Source organism: Buttiauxella sp. JUb87 (assembly GCF_004361975.1).
GTDB lineage: Bacteria > Pseudomonadota > Gammaproteobacteria > Enterobacterales > Enterobacteriaceae > Buttiauxella > Buttiauxella ferragutiae.
The window spans coordinates 1-15,241 of record NZ_SNVY01000017.1 but is presented as its reverse complement, the minus strand read 5'-3'; the positions used below and the strand labels follow the sequence as shown (position 1 = coordinate 15,241).

Annotated in this window: 16 protein-coding genes and 1 riboswitch; of the genes, 7 read left to right on the top strand and 9 right to left on the bottom strand. The window is 52.9% G+C overall.

Features of this window, described 5'->3' with window-relative positions:
- Positions 1-36: 36 nt before the first annotated feature.
- Positions 37-1,182 (top strand): SIS domain-containing protein, encoded by a 1,146-nt coding sequence (locus EC843_RS24140; RefSeq protein WP_064541375.1) that lies wholly within the window; start codon positions 37-39, stop codon positions 1,180-1,182.
- Between the two features lie 164 nt (positions 1,183-1,346).
- On the opposite strand, the gene thiH is transcribed toward EC843_RS24140, so the two are convergent.
- The 7 genes from thiH to EC843_RS24105 all read right to left on the bottom strand — a co-directional run bounded on the left by thiH (position 1,347) and on the right by EC843_RS24105 (position 7,480).
- Positions 1,347-2,477, bottom strand: coding sequence for a 2-iminoacetate synthase ThiH (gene thiH, locus EC843_RS24135; RefSeq protein WP_121814551.1), 1,131 nt, complete (start codon positions 2,475-2,477; stop codon positions 1,347-1,349).
- Positions 2,477-3,256 carry a thiazole synthase gene (gene thiG / locus EC843_RS24130; protein ID WP_064541368.1) on the bottom strand — a complete coding sequence of 260 codons (780 nt, stop codon included), beginning with the start codon at positions 3,254-3,256 and terminating at the stop codon, positions 2,477-2,479. Before thiG ends, thiH begins: the two co-directional genes overlap by 1 nt.
- 1 nt (position 3,257) lies before the next feature.
- Positions 3,258-3,458 carry a sulfur carrier protein ThiS gene (gene thiS, locus EC843_RS24125; RefSeq protein ID WP_064541363.1) on the bottom strand — a complete coding sequence of 67 codons (201 nt, stop codon included), beginning with the start codon at positions 3,456-3,458 and terminating at the stop codon, positions 3,258-3,260.
- A complete protein-coding gene (locus EC843_RS24120) occupies positions 3,442-4,197 on the bottom strand; it encodes a HesA/MoeB/ThiF family protein (RefSeq protein WP_064541360.1) in 756 nt (251 codons plus the stop codon). The genes thiS and EC843_RS24120 overlap by 17 nt, the downstream gene beginning before the upstream one ends.
- On the bottom strand, positions 4,190-4,825 hold the full coding sequence (thiE, locus tag EC843_RS24115) for a thiamine phosphate synthase (protein ID WP_064541407.1): 636 nt from the start codon (positions 4,823-4,825) through the stop codon (positions 4,190-4,192). The genes EC843_RS24120 and thiE overlap by 8 nt, the downstream gene beginning before the upstream one ends.
- Positions 4,825-6,726 carry a phosphomethylpyrimidine synthase ThiC gene (gene thiC / locus EC843_RS24110; protein WP_133523179.1) on the bottom strand — a complete coding sequence of 634 codons (1,902 nt, stop codon included), beginning with the start codon at positions 6,724-6,726 and terminating at the stop codon, positions 4,825-4,827. Before thiC ends, thiE begins: the two co-directional genes overlap by 1 nt.
- Before the next feature lie 88 nt (positions 6,727-6,814).
- Positions 6,815-6,925: riboswitch (TPP riboswitch) on the bottom strand.
- Between the two features lie 51 nt (positions 6,926-6,976).
- Complete coding sequence (locus tag EC843_RS24105; protein WP_064541354.1) at positions 6,977-7,480, bottom strand: Rsd/AlgQ family anti-sigma factor; 504 nt, start codon at positions 7,478-7,480, stop codon at positions 6,977-6,979.
- 93 nt (positions 7,481-7,573) lie between these two features.
- Here EC843_RS24105 and nudC point away from each other — a divergent pair, with 93 nt between their 5' ends.
- From nudC to EC843_RS24075, 6 genes are all read left to right on the top strand, one after another.
- The gene (nudC, locus tag EC843_RS24100; RefSeq protein ID WP_064541351.1) at positions 7,574-8,347 is read left to right on the top strand and encodes an NAD(+) diphosphatase; all 774 of its coding nucleotides are present in this window, start codon (positions 7,574-7,576) and stop codon (positions 8,345-8,347) included.
- 34 nt (positions 8,348-8,381) lie between these two features.
- Complete coding sequence (gene hemE, locus EC843_RS24095) at positions 8,382-9,446, top strand: uroporphyrinogen decarboxylase (protein ID WP_064541349.1); 1,065 nt, start codon at positions 8,382-8,384, stop codon at positions 9,444-9,446.
- A 9-nt stretch (positions 9,447-9,455) separates the two neighbouring features.
- Entirely contained in the window at positions 9,456-10,127 is a 672-nt protein-coding gene (gene nfi, locus EC843_RS24090; protein WP_133523178.1) for a deoxyribonuclease V, read from the top strand.
- Between the two features lie 43 nt (positions 10,128-10,170).
- On the top strand, positions 10,171-10,761 hold the full coding sequence (locus tag EC843_RS24085) for a YjaG family protein (RefSeq protein WP_064541343.1): 591 nt from the start codon (positions 10,171-10,173) through the stop codon (positions 10,759-10,761).
- A 186-nt stretch (positions 10,762-10,947) separates the two neighbouring features.
- Positions 10,948-11,220, top strand: a complete 273-nt coding sequence (gene hupA / locus EC843_RS24080) for a nucleoid-associated protein HU-alpha (RefSeq protein WP_032615913.1) — start codon at positions 10,948-10,950, stop codon at positions 11,218-11,220.
- Positions 11,221-11,234: 14 nt separating this feature from the next.
- A complete protein-coding gene (locus EC843_RS24075) occupies positions 11,235-11,933 on the top strand; it encodes a DUF1481 domain-containing protein (RefSeq protein WP_064541404.1) in 699 nt (232 codons plus the stop codon).
- A 46-nt stretch (positions 11,934-11,979) separates the two neighbouring features.
- On the opposite strand, the gene purD is transcribed toward EC843_RS24075, so the two are convergent.
- Together purD and purH are read right to left on the bottom strand one after the other, a co-directional pair.
- A complete protein-coding gene (gene purD, locus EC843_RS24070; protein WP_064541340.1) occupies positions 11,980-13,272 on the bottom strand; it encodes a phosphoribosylamine--glycine ligase in 1,293 nt (430 codons plus the stop codon).
- Positions 13,273-13,289: 17 nt separating this feature from the next.
- On the bottom strand, positions 13,290-14,879 hold the full coding sequence (gene purH, locus EC843_RS24065) for a bifunctional phosphoribosylaminoimidazolecarboxamide formyltransferase/IMP cyclohydrolase (protein WP_133523177.1): 1,590 nt from the start codon (positions 14,877-14,879) through the stop codon (positions 13,290-13,292).
- Positions 14,880-15,241 lie beyond the last annotated feature (362 nt).

The following is a 15,241-nucleotide window of genomic DNA, read 5'->3' as shown; positions in this document are numbered from 1 at the left end:
GCGCGGCGCAAGTTCCATAAGAGGTGGAAAATAAACATGTTAAATCATAATGAAGCGTACTGGCAGCAAAAGGGAGCCAGTTTAACCGTTGAAGCCATCGTGGCTCAGCCACGTCTGTGGGAAGAAGGGCTGGCACAAATCAAAGCGCGTCAGTCGGATGTTGAAGCATTTTGGGCTAAATGCGATCCCGGTATGCGTATCCTCATTACTGGCGCGGGTTCATCTTTGTTGGCTGCACAGGCGAGCGTGAATTGGTTGCGTAGTGTGGTACCAAATCAAATTGATGTGGTGCCGGCAACCGATCTGGTACTCATGCCTGAAAGCTTACAAGAAAATACCGTGTTGGTTTCTGTGAGTAGTTCAGGTAACACACCAGAAACCGTTAAGGTTGTGGAGCGTGCTCTCGCAACGTATCCGAAAATGCGCCACCTCGCGGTGACAAATAATGCCAGTAGCCGCCTGGCTCAGCTTGCGCAGCAGCATCCCGAAGGGCTTTTTGTCCCGGTACCAGAGGGCACCTCTAACGGTAGCTTTGCCGCCACTTCCGAATTCACGGTTCCCCTGTGGTATTTGATGTTGCTGGTGGCTCCTGCTGGCTGGCCTGAAGCAGAAAAAGTGCTGCCGATTTTGCAACGTGGTTTGAACCATTTCCTGGGCACCTATGCCGCGGATATCGAACAGTGGGCGGCAGAGTCTCGCAACAATGTCGTGGTGGTGGGTTCCCTGTCGCTAAAAGCCGTTGCCTGTGAAACCAGTCTCAAACTGCTGGAAATGGGTAACGGCCAGGTGATGACAGCCTGGCATTCAATGCTGGAATTCCGCCATGGGCCAAAGCTTATTATCAACCGCGATGCCACCGTCATCGGTTATCTTGCCGCGCGTGCCGACATCCACCGCTATGACAGTGACATGATGGCGGAGCTGACACGTGAGCGAAGCGCCACCGCGCAAATTATTGCCATCGGTCATGATGCTCTACCTGCTAGCGCTAAACCGGGGGATCGTTATTTTCATTTTGCCTCTCCGGAACTGGCGGATTACCACGAATCGTGGGCTACGTTAATTTATGTGGTGTTCGCACAACTGGCTGGGCTTTACCGTGCTATTGAGCTGGGCGTCACGCCTGATACGCCTTCCCGTGATGGTAAAGTCGCGAAGGTCGCGAAAGTCACCGTCTACTAAGGGGAAGGTGGGGCGGCAATGAGAAGGGATGAGTTGCCGCCCCAGCCGGGTTCGCATTCCGACAGGGGCGACAATATTTTACTGAAGCCATCAAGACAACGGTGAATGAACCACTCTTCGGCACGGCTCGGGAAGCATTTTGCTGGTCCTGCAAACTTGCAATGCTACTGCGAGGCTCTTCCCAAAAAACTATCCCAATCCTTCCAGACAGGTTGTAAACCGGAATGTGTTAAGGCGGCTGCAACTTCTGCAGGTGTGCGTCCGTCGTGTGGCGCAAACTGTTCAAGCTCGGGATGATTATCGGCGTAGCCTCCGGGCTGGGTTTTGGAGAATGCACTGACGTTATTAATCGCAAGCGGGATCATATGGTCGCGGAACCAGGGCGATTCACGGGTAGAAAGCGAAAGCTCCACGTCTGGCGAAAGCAGACGAAACGCGCAAATCACCTGCACCAGCTGGCTTTCTGTCATCACCGATGCCGGTTCTACGCCACCTGCGCAAGGGCGTAATCGTGGAAATGAAATCGAATAGCGGCTTTGCCAGTAGTTTTGCTGAAGCCATAGTAAATGCTCTGCCACCATAAAACAGTCGGTACGCCAGCTATCCGATAAACCAATTAACGCACCGAGGCCAATTTTATCGATCCCCACACGACCAAGCCTGTCCGGTGTTTCCAGCCGCCAAAAGAAGTCCTGTTTGTTACCGCGCAAATGATGTTGCGCATAGACTGCCTGATGATAGGTTTCCTGATAAACCATGACGCCATCCAGGCCGAGGGTTTTCAGTTCGCCATACTCATGTTCATCCAGCGGCTGAACCTCCATTTGCAGCGAGCTGAACTGGCGACGAATCGTGGGCAGGTGCTGGCGGAAATAATCCATTCCCACTTTGCTCTGGTGTTCACCGGTCACCAACAGCAAATGCTCAAAGCCTAATTTGCGAATCGCCGCGCATTCCCGTTCAATCTCGTGCTCGTCCAGTGTTTTACGTTTGAGTTTGTTGCTCATCGAAAAACCGCAGTACGTGCAGTCGTTAGCGCACAGGTTCGAGAGATAAAGCGGCACGTAAAAACTCACCGTGTTACCAAACCGCTGGCGAGTTAAATGCTGTGCCTGCTGTGCGAGCGGTTCCAGATATTGGCTGGCTGCGGGCGAAAGCAGTGCCATGAGATCGTCGCGAGTAATTTTGCTGCTGCTCAATGCCCGTTCTACATCGGCAGCTGTTTTGCTGTTGATGCTAAGCCGGATGTCGTCCCAGTCCAGTTCACGCCAGCGGTCAGTGAAAGTTCGGGCCATCACGCATCCTCCTGGCCGAATTGCAGAAATTGCGTTAGTGGGCTGGAAGCCTGCGCATGCTGGTGGCGAGAGCCCAGTCCAGACTGCGCCGCGATTGCACCAGCTTCCACGGCCAAACGAAAAGCGTGTGCCATCTGAACTGGGTCGCGTGCCACAGCAATGGCGGTGTTAACCAGCACTGCGCAAGCCCCCATTTCTAACGCTTCCGCGGCGTGGCTTGGCGCACCAATTCCCGCATCAACTATCACCGGCACCCGGGCTTGCTCGATGATAATCTCCAACAGCGCCCGGGTTTGTAAGCCCTGATTTGACCCAATGGGAGCGCCTAACGGCATTACCGCCGCGCATCCTGCCTCTTCAAGCCGTTTGCACAAAACTGGATCGGCACCGCAATAAGGCAGTACCACAAACCCCAGTTTGACGAGCTTCTCAGCCGCTTTCAGCGTTTCGATCGGGTCGGGTAACAAATAGCGAGCATCCGGATGGATTTCCAGTTTTAGCCAGTTTGTGCCGAGCGCTTCACGTGCCAATTGGGCAGCAAAAATCGCTTCTTCAGCTGTTTTTGCACCGGAAGTGTTAGGCAGCAATTGCACGCCAGATTCGAGTAATGGCGCGAGGATCGCATCGTTATGGTTACGCAAATCGACACGTTTCATCGCCATCGTGACTAACTGTGAGCCAGAAGCGCGAATCGCTTCAACCATCATCTGTGGTGAGGAGAATTTCCCCGTGCCAGTAAACAAGCGTGATGAGAAGGTTTTATCAGCAATCTTTAGCATGTTAGCCCCCGGCTATAGCCTGAAAAAGCAGGATCTGGTCGCCATCATTCAACAAATAAGTTTCCCATTGCTCACGCGGAATGATGGTCTGGTTGATCGCCAGCGCGACGCCTGGCTGCAAGAAACGCAATTGTTCCAGCAGCTTTGCCAATGTCAGGTTTTCCACGCATTGTATCGGCTCGTCGTTAAACTGAATGTGCATCTTGCCCTCCGCATACCGGGCAGCCCGCCGCTTTCTGCATAGCGAGGGTGCGCCAGCTATGTTGACGGCCGTCGAACAGGCGCAAAGAACCGCTGGCCGGGAGCATTCCGCTCAGTAGTTTTATCGCTTCCAGTGCCTGCAATGTTCCCATTACACCCACCACCGGGCCGATGATTCCTGCGGTGCGGCAGTTACGTTCCGGCTCGTGTTCATCCGGCCACACGCAGCGATAACAGCCGTTTTCCCACGGCGGTGTCAGCACCATCAGTTGCCCGCCAAAACCGACTGCGCTGGCGGAAATCAGCGGCTTGCTATGCGTAACGCACGCCGCGTTAATAGCATGACGCGTTGCCAGGTTGTCGCTGCAATCTAGTACTAAATCGGCGTTTTTTACCGTCTGCCTGAGTAATTTTCCCGCCAGCCGTTCACTAATAACCTGAAGTTCGATATCAGGATTAAGTTGCTGTAGGTGGCGTTGGGCGACCAGGGATTTTGGTTGGTCTAGATCGTTTGAAGTGAACAAAATCTGGCGCTGAAGATTGCTGATATGCACAAGGTCATCGTCAGCCAGAATCAGCGTACCAACGCCCGCGGCAGCCAGATACAGCGCGGCTGGCGAACCTAGTCCGCCAAGCCCGACGATTAACACTTTGCTGGCGAGCAGTTTTTGCTGCCCTTCAACGGCGATGTCTTCCAGCAGCATCTGGCGGCTGTAACGCATGAAATCGGCATCATTCATCGCCGGCTCCCACAAGCTCCAGTAGCTGTGCGGTTGCCGCTCGCCAGTCTGGAGCCAGAGTAATTGCGCTCACCACCGCGACACTGCCCACGCCCGTGGCAAGCACCGCCGGAACGCGTTCAATACTTATCCCACCGATGGCGACAGTCGGGTAATCGCCCAACGTTTTGATATGCGCTGCGAGTTGCGAAAGCCCTTGCGGGGCCGACGGCATCTGCTTGGTGTTGGTAGGGAAAACATGCCCCAGCGCAATGTAAGAGGGGCGCGCCGACAGGGCGCGATCCATTTCCATATTGTCATGCGTGGAAAGCCCGAGGCGCAGGCCCGCATCGCGAATGGCATCCAGATTGGCAACGTCCATATCTTCCTGGCCCAGATGTACGCCGTAAGCGCGATGCTTGATTGCCAGTTGCCAGTAATCGTTGATGAACAGACGCGCTTCGTAGCTATGGGAGAGTTTGATTGCCGCAACAATATCGGCTTCAACCTCATCGTCACGCTTATCTTTGATACGCAACTGAATAGTGCGCACGCCTGCTTCTAGCAAACGGGCAATCCACTCAACGCTATCTACTACCGGATACAAGCCCAGCCGTCGTGGGACAGGGGGGAATGCGGATTGATTTATCACACTTCCTCCTGACGCAGATAAATTTCGCCACCTTTCGCACGGAAAGATTGCGACATGTCTTCCATACCAACTTCAATGGCTTGTTTGGCGGCGAAATCGCGGACTTCCTGGGAGATTTTCATTGAGCAGAACTTTGGCCCGCACATCGAACAGAAGTGCGCAACTTTGCCGGATTCCTGCGGCAACGTTTCATCGTGATAAGCGCGCGCGGTGAACGGGTCTAACGCGAGATTAAACTGGTCTTCCCAACGGAATTCGAAGCGCGCTTTTGACATGGCGTTGTCGCGGATTTGTGCGCCAGGGTGGCCTTTTGCCAGGTCTGCGGCATGTGCCGCAATCTTGTAAGTAATCAGCCCTTGTTTCACATCTTCTTTGTTTGGCAGGCCGAGATGTTCTTTTGGCGTGACATAACACAGCATCGCGCAACCAAACCAGCCGATCATCGCAGCACCAATGCCTGAAGTGAAATGGTCGTAACCTGGTGCGATGTCTGTGGTTAACGGCCCGAGGGTATAGAATGGTGCTTCGTGGCAATGCTCCAGTTCTTCGGTCATGTTGCGGCGGATCATCTGCATCGGCACATGTCCTGGGCCTTCAATCATCACCTGTACGTCATATTCCCAGGCGATTTTGGTTAACTCGCCCAGCGTGTGGAGTTCAGAGAATTGAGCTTCATCGTTGGCATCCTGAATAGAGCCGGGGCGCAGGCCGTCGCCTAAAGAGAGTGAAACGTCGTAAGCCGCGCAGATTTCACAGATTTCGCGGAAGTGTTCATACAGGAAGTTTTCCTGATGATGCGACAGGCACCATTTCGCCATTATTGAGCCGCCGCGCGAGACAATGCCAGTGAGGCGTTTCGCGGTCATTGGCACGTAGCGCAGCAGCACACCAGCGTGAATCGTGAAGTAGTCCACACCTTGCTCGGCTTGTTCCAGCAGTGTGTCGCGGAACATTTCCCAGGTCAGGTCTTCAGCGATGCCATTTACTTTTTCCAGCGCCTGATAGATAGGCACGGTGCCGATTGGCACTGGGCTGTTACGTAAAATCCATTCGCGGGTTTCGTGGATATAGCGGCCAGTGGAGAGGTCCATTACCGTGTCTGCGCCCCAACGCGTTGACCACACCAGTTTTTCTACTTCTTCTTCAATGGACGATGTGACCGCCGAGTTACCGATATTGGCGTTCACTTTAACGAGGAAATTACGCCCGATAATCATCGGTTCGGATTCAGGATGGTTAATGTTGGCTGGGATAATGGCGCGGCCAGCCGCGACTTCTTCGCGCACAAATTCAGGCGTGATATTTTCCGGCAGCCGGGCACCAAAGCCCTGGCCTGGATGCTGGTGGCGTAACACTTCATCCCGAATGCGTTCCCGGCCCATATTTTCACGGATCGCGATGAACTCCATTTCCGGCGTCACGATTCCCTGGCGTGCATAGTGCAGTTGCGTGACGGTTTTCCCGGCTTTAGCGCGCTGAGGCGTGAGTTGTGTTTCAAAACGCAATTCGTCCAGACCGTCATCAGCAAGGCGCTCTTTGGTGTAGACAGAGCTGCGGTCGGTCAGGATTTCGCAATCATTACGTTCGGCAATCCAGTTTTCCCGTAGTGGCGACAACCCGCGCAGCACATCAATGTTGATAGCCGGGTCGCCGTAGGCGCCAGACGTGTCATACACCGGAATGGCATCGTTAGGGATGAATTGTGGCTTTTCTTTGCTGCCACCCGTGGTGGTTGGGCTTAGTTGGATTTCACGCATTGGCACGCGAATATCATCACGCGAACCAGTGAGGTAAATACGCTGAGAGTTAGGGAAAGCGGTGCCTTCCAGGGTATTGATAAAATGTTGGGCAGCAGCGCGCTGTTCGCGGCGGTTTGATTTTTTTTCAGTAATAGACATAGCTCATTCCAGTGGTTATCAGGAAGTGGCTTGTCAGAACAACGGAGGAGTAATGAATGTGGACCGCCCGAACACGGGGGAACCCAAAAGCAGAATTACTCTTGTTCCCTTCGCAGGTATTAGCCTGATCAGGTTCCGCGGATCCCGAATTAACGGTCTCAGCCGGTGCTTGACGCACTCGGCACTCCGACAAGAAGAAACCCGTATTACTACGGGTCGCTATGTAAACTACTCGTTAACAACGCAGAACTCAAGCAGGGCGTGCCAGCCCGCCGCTCTCATTAGCACTGTTATCTAAATCGTGGTTGGATGCTAACAGAATGAGCTTATCTTCCAGCGAAAAACGTGATTCCAGCGCTTCACCGATGCCGGACAACGCTTTCTGGAACTCAATGTAGTTATCATCATCGATCGCGCTCTCGAGATGCGAATCGTAGAAATCCATGATGTGCTGGGTATTGGCTTCAATCTGAGAGTAGAGGTGAGTGGCGGCTAAATGTGGGTTACTGCCTTCCATTTCACTGATAATACGTTCATAAATATTGAAATGGCCGGATGAAAGATAATCCACCAGGTTGTGGCAAAAATTATCCAGAGCCTTTTCATCGAGCGCAGTATGGGATTCCTTGTTAGGCTTTATCCCAACCATATTGTAGTAAGCCACCAATAATTGTTTGCGGGCATGAAGCCATTGGTCGATTAACGCATTACTACCACCAACGCGCTCAGTCAGATTTTCTAACTGGTTAAGCATGATTGACTCCGTGAGTAAAATGTAGCGCAAACGTACCCAAAATAGTTATGACTATTTGTTTATACCAGCGAACTCGGGGATGTGCACCAGGTTATGGAACGTGTAATTCAAAAGTTAGATCAAGGCTGGTTTATCGTCAGTCATGAGCAAAAATTGTGGTTACCAAAAGGTGAACTACCTCACGGAGCAGCGCAAGAATTCCAGCTTGATGGTGCGATGGGGATGCCCATCGGTGAGTGGGAAAATGAGCCGGTATGGCTGGTGCGGCAAAATCGCCGTGCGGATATGGGCTCTGTTCGTCAGGTCATTGACCAGGATGTGGGGTTGTTCCAGCTCGCCGGGCGTGGTGTGCAACTGGCGGAGTTCTATCGATCGCACAAATTCTGCGGTTATTGCGGCCATGAGATGCACGTCAGCAAAACCGAATGGGCGATGCTGTGCAGCCATTGCCGCGAACGCTACTACCCGCAAATCTCACCGTGCATCATTGTGGCTATTCGCCGCGATGACCATATCCTGCTTGCCCAGCACACACGCCATCGCAACGGGATTTACACCGTGCTGGCTGGGTTTGTTGAAGTCGGGGAAACCCTTGAACAAGCGGTGACACGGGAAGTCATGGAAGAAAGCAGTATCCGCGTGAAGAATTTACGCTATGTGACGTCGCAGCCGTGGCCGTTCCCGCAATCGCTGATGACCGCATTCATGGCGGAATATCACAGCGGTGAGATTGAAATCGACCCGAAAGAGTTACTTGATGCAGGTTGGTATCGCTACGATCAATTGCCATTATTGCCTCCGCCAGGCACGGTGGCGCGCCGTTTGATTGAAGATACTGTCGCCCTGTGTCGCGCGGAATATGAGTGATAAACTGGCGGCATACAGCCAAAGGAAATTAAACATGACTGAACTGAAGAACGATCGTTACCTACGGGCGCTGCAACGCCAGCCTGTAGATACCACGCCAGTATGGATGATGAGGCAGGCGGGTCGTTACTTGCCAGAATATAAAGCGACGCGTGCCCAGGCCGGCGATTTTATGTCACTGTGCAAAAACGCTGAGTTGGCTTGCGAAGTGACTCTGCAACCGCTGCGTCGCTACAAGCTTGATGCAGCGATCCTCTTCTCTGACATCCTCACCGTGCCTGATGCGATGGGGCTTGGTCTCTATTTTGAAGCGGGTGAAGGCCCACGTTTTCGCGCACCGATTACCAGCCGCGCCGATGTTGAAAAACTGCCCATTCCTGATCCAGAAGATGAACTGGGTTATGTGATGAATGCAGTGCGTACCATTCGCCGTGAGCTAAAAGGCGAAGTACCGTTGATTGGTTTTACCGGCAGCCCGTGGACGTTGGCGACTTATATGGTTGAAGGCGGTAGCAGCAAAGCCTTTACCGTTATCAAAAAGATGATGTATGCCGACCCGCAAGCGCTGCATCTTCTGCTCGACAAGCTGGCGCAAAGCGTCACGCTGTATCTGAATGCGCAAATCAAAGCGGGTGCGCAGTCGGTGATGATTTTCGATACCTGGGGCGGCGTGTTGACCGGGCGTGATTATCAGCAGTTCTCGCTGTATTACATGCACAAGATCATTGATGGCCTGCTGCGTGAAAACGAAGGTCGTCGTGTGCCGGTGACGATGTTTACCAAAGGCGGCGGCCAGTGGCTGGAAGCAATGGCTGAAACCGGCTGCGATGCGCTGGGGTTAGACTGGACGACCGACATTGCCGACGCTCGCCGTCGTGTGGGCCATAAAGTGGCGTTGCAGGGTAATATGGACCCGTCCATGCTGTATGCGCAACCGGCTCGCATCGAAGAAGAAGTGGCGACTATTCTGGCTGGGTTCGGTAAAGGCGAAGGGCATGTCTTTAACCTGGGCCACGGTATTCACCAGGATGTTCCACCAGAACACGCGGGTGCATTTGTCGAAGCGGTGCACCGTTTGTCGAAGCCGTATCACCAGTAAGGATCGGGGATGGATCTTGCAAGCTTGCGCGCACAACAGATCGAACTCGCTTCACAGGTCTGCCGTGAGGATCGCTTTGATCAAGATCCTCCCCGGTTAATCGCCGGGGCTGACGTTGGTTTTGAGCAGGGCGGTGATGTGACACGAGCCGCAATCGTACTGTTGAAATATCCTTCCCTCGAGCTGGTTGAATATCAGGTGGCGCGTGTCGCCACCACCATGCCTTATATCCCCGGATTCCTTTCGTTTCGCGAATATCCCGCACTGCTTGCCGCGTGGGAAATGCTATCGCAAAAACCTGACCTGCTGTTTGTCGATGGCCACGGCATTTCGCACCCACGGCGTTTGGGCGTTGCTGCCCATTTTGGCCTACTGGTGGATGTGCCGACGATTGGCGTTGCCAAGAAACGCTTGTGTGGGAAGTTTGACGCGCTCTCTGAAGAACCTGGCGCTTGCCAGTTGCTGACCGACAAAGGTGAAGCGCTTGCCTGGGTGCTGCGCAGTAAAAAGCGCTGCAACCCGCTGTTTGTCTCAACAGGCCATCGTGTCAGCCTTGATACCGCGTTGTTATGGGTTAATCGTTGCCTGGCAGGATACCGTTTACCCGAGCCGACTCGCTGGGCGGATGCCGTAGCTTCGGGGCGTCTGGCTTTCACTCGGTGGCAAGCAATTCAAGGGTGATTAAGGTAAACTGCCGCTAATATTCCGTCTTTGAGACATCGTTATGTTACAAAACCCAATCCATCTGCGCCTTGAGAAACTGGAAAGCTGGCAGCATGTCACTTTCATGGCTTCTTTATGCGAACGTATGTACCCGAATTACGCCATGTTCTGCCAGCAGACCGAATTTGGTGATCCTCAACTGTATCGCCGCATTCTCGATTTGATTTGGGAAACATTGACGGTCAAAGATGCGAAAGTTAACTTTGATAGCCAACTCGAGAAATTCGAAGAAGGTATTCCAGTTGCTGATGACTACGATATTTACGGTGTCTATCCGGCAATCGATGCTTGCGTTGCGCTGAGTGAATTACTTCATTCACGTCTTTCAGGGGAAACGCTGGAACATGCAATTGAAGTCAGCAAGGCATCAATTACCACTGTTGCTATGTTAGAAATGACCCAGGCTGGTCGCGAAATGACCGACGAAGAACTGAAAGAAAACCCTGCTGTTGAAGAGGAATGGGACATTCAGTGGGAGATTTTCCGTCTGTTGGCTGACTGCGAAGAACGTGATATTGAGTTGATCAAAGGGCTTCGCTCGGACCTGCGCGAGGCGGGTAGCAGCAATATTGGTATAATTTTTCAGCAGTAAGACAGCAAAACGTGACTTACAGTCCGAATTGTCACCCCTGAAGGCTTCCAATTAGCCCCCCGTCTGGTCTACATTTGTGGGGCGAAAAATAGTGGCTATCGGTGCGTGTATGCAGGAGAGTGCTTTTTTGGCATTTCCGTCGCACTCGATGCTTAGCAAGCGATAAACACATTGTAAGGATAACTTATGAACAAGACTCAACTGATTGATGTAATTGCTGACAAGGCTGACCTGTCTAAAGTACAGGCTAAAGCTGCTCTGGAATCCACTCTGGCTGCAATTACTGAGTCTCTGAAAGAAGGTGATGCTGTACAACTGGTTGGTTTCGGTACCTTCAAGGTAAACCACCGTGCTGAGCGCACTGGCCGCAACCCGCAAACCGGTAATGAAATCAAAATCGCCGCAGCTAACGTGCCGGCATTTGTTTCAGGCAAAGCACTGAAAGACGCTGTTAAGTAAGTTAACAAGTGTCAGTGAACAGTTTTAGCAGGGGGGCGTTTACGCCCCTTTTGTTTGTCTGGCGTCCTTTGGCCGTTCTGACAGGTACATTGCTGTTAATGGCATGCAGCAGCAAACCTCCTCTCCCGCCATTTACCGCGAGCGGCTATATTGCCGATCAAGGTGTTGTGCGCATTTGGCGTAAAGACAACAGTGATGATGACACTATCCGCATGCTTACGGCGTTTAGCCCGAGGCAGAAGGGTGCAACCACCACCAGTGATTACCGTTGGCAGGGTGAGCAACTCATTTCGATTGAAATGACGATTTTGAGTCAGCCGTCAGAGCACGTAAAAGTGCGTTTTGACGATCACGGCGAACTGAGCTTTATGCAGCGCGAAGTAGACGGTCAAAAGCAGCAGCTCTCTAACGACCAAATCGCCTTGTATCAATATCAGGCGAGCCAGATGAAAGCCACAAGTGAAGCATTGCGTACTGGGCGTGTTGTTTTGCGACAAGGGCGCTGGCACAGCAATGGTACAGTGACGACCTGTGAAGGCGAGACAATCGAACCCAATCTCGATAGCGCGGCGCTAAGCCATATTGCGAATCGACAACGTCACTCATCGATGGATGTCAGCATTGCGTGGCTGGAAGCACCAGAAGGTTCACAACTATTACTGGTGGCGAATCAGGACTTCTGTAGCTGGCAACCGAAGCCTGCGAAATTCTAGATAAAAAAACCGCCACGCGGGCGGTCTTTCAGGAGCACTTCGAGTCTTATTTCGCGTTTTCACGCTCAATGGCACGATAACCAATGTCTGAGCGGCTAAAACTGCCATCCCAGTGGATATCCTTCATTAACTCATAAGCTCGCTGCTGCGCTTGTGCGACGGTATCGCCTAATGCGGTCACGCACAGAACGCGCCCACCATTAGTCACCACCATATCGTCTTCACGCAATTTGGTTCCGGCGTGGAATACTTTGCCGTCTGCGACTTCTTCAAGGGGCAGACCGTGAATCACATCACCGTGACGGTAATCGGCAGGGTAGCCGCCAGCCGCCATCACTACACCCAGAGATGGGCGCTCGTCCCACTTCGATGTTGTCACGTCCAGCTTGCCATCACATGCGGCGAGGCACAGCTCAACCAGGTCTGATTGTAGGCGCAGCATAATAGGCTGGGTTTCAGGGTCGCCAAAGCGGCAGTTAAACTCGATAACCTTTGGGTTACCTTGCTTGTCGATCATCAGCCCGGCATACAGGAAACCGGTATAGGTATTCCCTTCAGCTGCCATGCCGCGCACGGTCGGCCAGATAACCAGATCCATAGCACGCTGGTGGACTTCATCAGTCACGACCGGAGCCGGGGAGTACGCACCCATACCGCCAGTATTCGGGCCGCTATCGCCATCGCCAACACGCTTATGATCCTGGCTGGTGGCCATTGGTAACACGTTTTCGCCGTCTACCATGACAATGAAGCTGGCTTCTTCGCCATCAAGGAACTCTTCCACCACGATACGGTGGCCGGCATCGCCAAATGCGTTACCCGCCAGCATATCGTTAACGGCGGCTTCTGCTTCTTCCAGCGTCATAGCGACAATCACGCCTTTACCTGCGGCCAGGCCATCGGCCTTAATCACAATCGGTGCACCTTTTTCACGGACGTAGGCCAGTGCAGGCTCCACTTCGGTGAAGTTCTGGTATTCAGCAGTTGGGATTTTATGGCGAGCCAGGAAATCCTTGGTAAAGGCTTTAGAGCCTTCTAACTGCGCGGCACCTTGGGTTGGGCCAAAGATTTTCAGACCAGCGGCACGGAAGGCATCAACCACGCCAATCACCAGTGGTGCTTCCGGGCCAACAATCGTCAGGTCGATTTTTTCATTTTGCGCAAAACTCAACAGAGCAGGAATGTCCGTCGGGTTAATCGCCACGTTCTGCAAAGCAGGTTCCAGAGCTGTACCGGCATTGCCTGGTGCAACGAATACCGTGCGTACCAATGGCGACTGTGACGCTTTCCAGGCCAGCGCATGTTCGCGCCCACCATTACCTATCACTAATACTTTCATTTATAGATGCTCCAGGATTAATGGCGGAAGTGGCGCATGTCTGTGAAGATCATCGCGATCCCATGTTCGTCAGCGGCGGCAATCACTTCGTCATCGCGGATCGAGCCGCCAGGCTGGATAACACAGCTCACGCCAACTGCCGCTGCGGCATCAATACCGTCACGGAATGGGAAGAAGGCATCAGACGCCATTGCTGAACCTTTCACTTCCAGGCCTTCATCGCTCGCTTTGATACCGGCGATTTTGGCGGAGTAAACACGGCTCATCTGGCCCGCACCTATACCGATAGTCATATTCTCGCGGGCATACACAATCGCATTGGACTTCACAAACTTCGCCACCTTCCAGCAGAACAACGCATCACGTAGTTCTTGCTCTGTCGGCTGGCGCTTGCTGACAACACGCAGGTCTGCGGCCGTCACCATACCCAGATCGCGATCCTGTACTAACACACCGCCGTTAACGCGTTTGAAATCCAGACCCGGAACACGCTGCTGCCACTGGCCGCAAGTCAGGACGCGAACGTTTTGCTTAGCGGCTGTGATCTTCAGCGCTTCGTCGCTGGCTGACGGAGCAATAATCACTTCGACAAACTGGCGAGAGATAATCGCCTGCGCGGTTTCGGCATCCAGTTCACGGTTGAACGCGATGATGCCGCCGAATGCGGAAGTTGGGTCGGTTTTATAGGCGCGGTCGTATGCATCAAATAAGGAATCGCTGACAGCCACGCCGCAAGGGTTGGCGTGCTTCACGATTACGCAGGCAGGCTCGCTGAACTCTTTCACACATTCCAGTGCCGCATCGGTATCAGCAATGTTGTTATAAGAGAGCGCTTTGCCCTGAACTTGTGTCGCGGTGGCAACCGACGCTTCTTTAATTTCTTCTTCTATATAGAAGGCGGCTTGCTGGTGGCTGTTTTCACCGTAGCGCATATCCTGCTTCTTAATGAAGTTCAGATTCATCGTGCGAGGGAAGCGACCGGAAGGATCTTTGCTTTCGCCGTGATAGGCAGGAACCATGCTACCGAAGTAGTTGGCGATCATGCTGTCGTAAGCGGCGGTGTGCTCGAAAGCCTTAATCGCCAAATCGAAACGAGTCTCGAGCGTCAGGGATCCTTCGTTAGCATCCAGCTCGCTAATGATCGCTTCGTAGTCACTGCTCTTTACTACGATTGCGACATCTTTATGGTTCTTCGCCGCCGAGCGCACCATGGTTGGGCCGCCGATATCAATATTCTCTACCGCATCTTCCAGAGAGCAACCTTCGCGGGCAACAGTCTGGGCGAATGGATAGAGGTTGACGACAACCATATCAATCGGGGAGATAGCGTGTTGTTCCATGATGGCATCATCCTGGCCGCGACGACCCAGAATGCCGCCGTGGACTTTTGGATGCAGGGTTTTGACACGTCCATCCATCATCTCCGGGAAACCGGTGTAGTCAGAGACTTCGGTTACCGGCAGGCCAGCTTTAGCTAGCAGATGAGCGGTTCCGCCAGTGGACAGCAGCTCCACGCCACGTTGGGAGAGCGCCTGGGCGAATTCGACGATACCGGCTTTGTCAGAAACACTGAGCAGAGCGCGGCGTACAGGACGACGTTGTTGCATGGTTTGATCCCTTAGCTTTGGTTCGCATATAGAAGAGCGTTAGCTGAATTTTAGTTATTTTCCCTAAAACTCAGCTAACGCCCCAAAACGGGGTGTCCTTTTAATGCGGGGGCATTGTAGCGAAAACGTTTGCGTCACGCTCGCAAAATTTGGGACTTCATCACAATTGTGGATAACTTTGTGCACAACTGCGTATAAGGCGGGGTTTTGCTGTGGAATGCAGCAGTCAGTAAAATTACTGCATATTTAGGCTTGCAGCCTCAGCAGAACTCCCTATAATGCGCCTCCATCGACACGGAACATGTGAACAACATCACAGAGTAACGGCGGCGATGAGAGTCAAATATCCTGAAATTAAGGGT

Bases quoted from the DNA above. Each gene is read 5' to 3' on its own strand.
- thiH (WP_121814551.1), bottom strand. From the start codon at position 2,477: ATGGCCCGAACTTTCACTGACCGCTGGCGTGAACTGGACTGGGACGAC.
- thiG (WP_064541368.1), bottom strand. From the start codon at position 3,256: ATGCTAAAGATTGCTGATAAAACCTTCTCATCACGCTTGTTTACTGGC.
- EC843_RS24120 (WP_064541360.1), bottom strand. From the start codon at position 4,197: ATGAATGATGCCGATTTCATGCGTTACAGCCGCCAGATGCTGCTGGAA.
- thiS (WP_064541363.1), bottom strand. From the start codon at position 3,458: ATGCACATTCAGTTTAACGACGAGCCGATACAATGCGTGGAAAACCTG.
- purH (WP_133523177.1), bottom strand. From the start codon at position 14,879: ATGCAACAACGTCGTCCTGTACGCCGCGCTCTGCTCAGTGTTTCTGAC.
- nudC (WP_064541351.1), top strand. From the start codon at position 7,574: ATGGAACGTGTAATTCAAAAGTTAGATCAAGGCTGGTTTATCGTCAGT.
- purD (WP_064541340.1), bottom strand. From the start codon at position 13,272: ATGAAAGTATTAGTGATAGGTAATGGTGGGCGCGAACATGCGCTGGCC.
- hupA (WP_032615913.1), top strand. From the start codon at position 10,948: ATGAACAAGACTCAACTGATTGATGTAATTGCTGACAAGGCTGACCTG.
- EC843_RS24105 (WP_064541354.1), bottom strand. From the start codon at position 7,480: ATGCTTAACCAGTTAGAAAATCTGACTGAGCGCGTTGGTGGTAGTAAT.
- EC843_RS24140 (WP_064541375.1), top strand. From the start codon at position 37: ATGTTAAATCATAATGAAGCGTACTGGCAGCAAAAGGGAGCCAGTTTA.
- hemE (WP_064541349.1), top strand. From the start codon at position 8,382: ATGACTGAACTGAAGAACGATCGTTACCTACGGGCGCTGCAACGCCAG.
- EC843_RS24085 (WP_064541343.1), top strand. From the start codon at position 10,171: ATGTTACAAAACCCAATCCATCTGCGCCTTGAGAAACTGGAAAGCTGG.
- nfi (WP_133523178.1), top strand. From the start codon at position 9,456: ATGGATCTTGCAAGCTTGCGCGCACAACAGATCGAACTCGCTTCACAG.
- thiC (WP_133523179.1), bottom strand. From the start codon at position 6,726: ATGTCTATTACTGAAAAAAAATCAAACCGCCGCGAACAGCGCGCTGCT.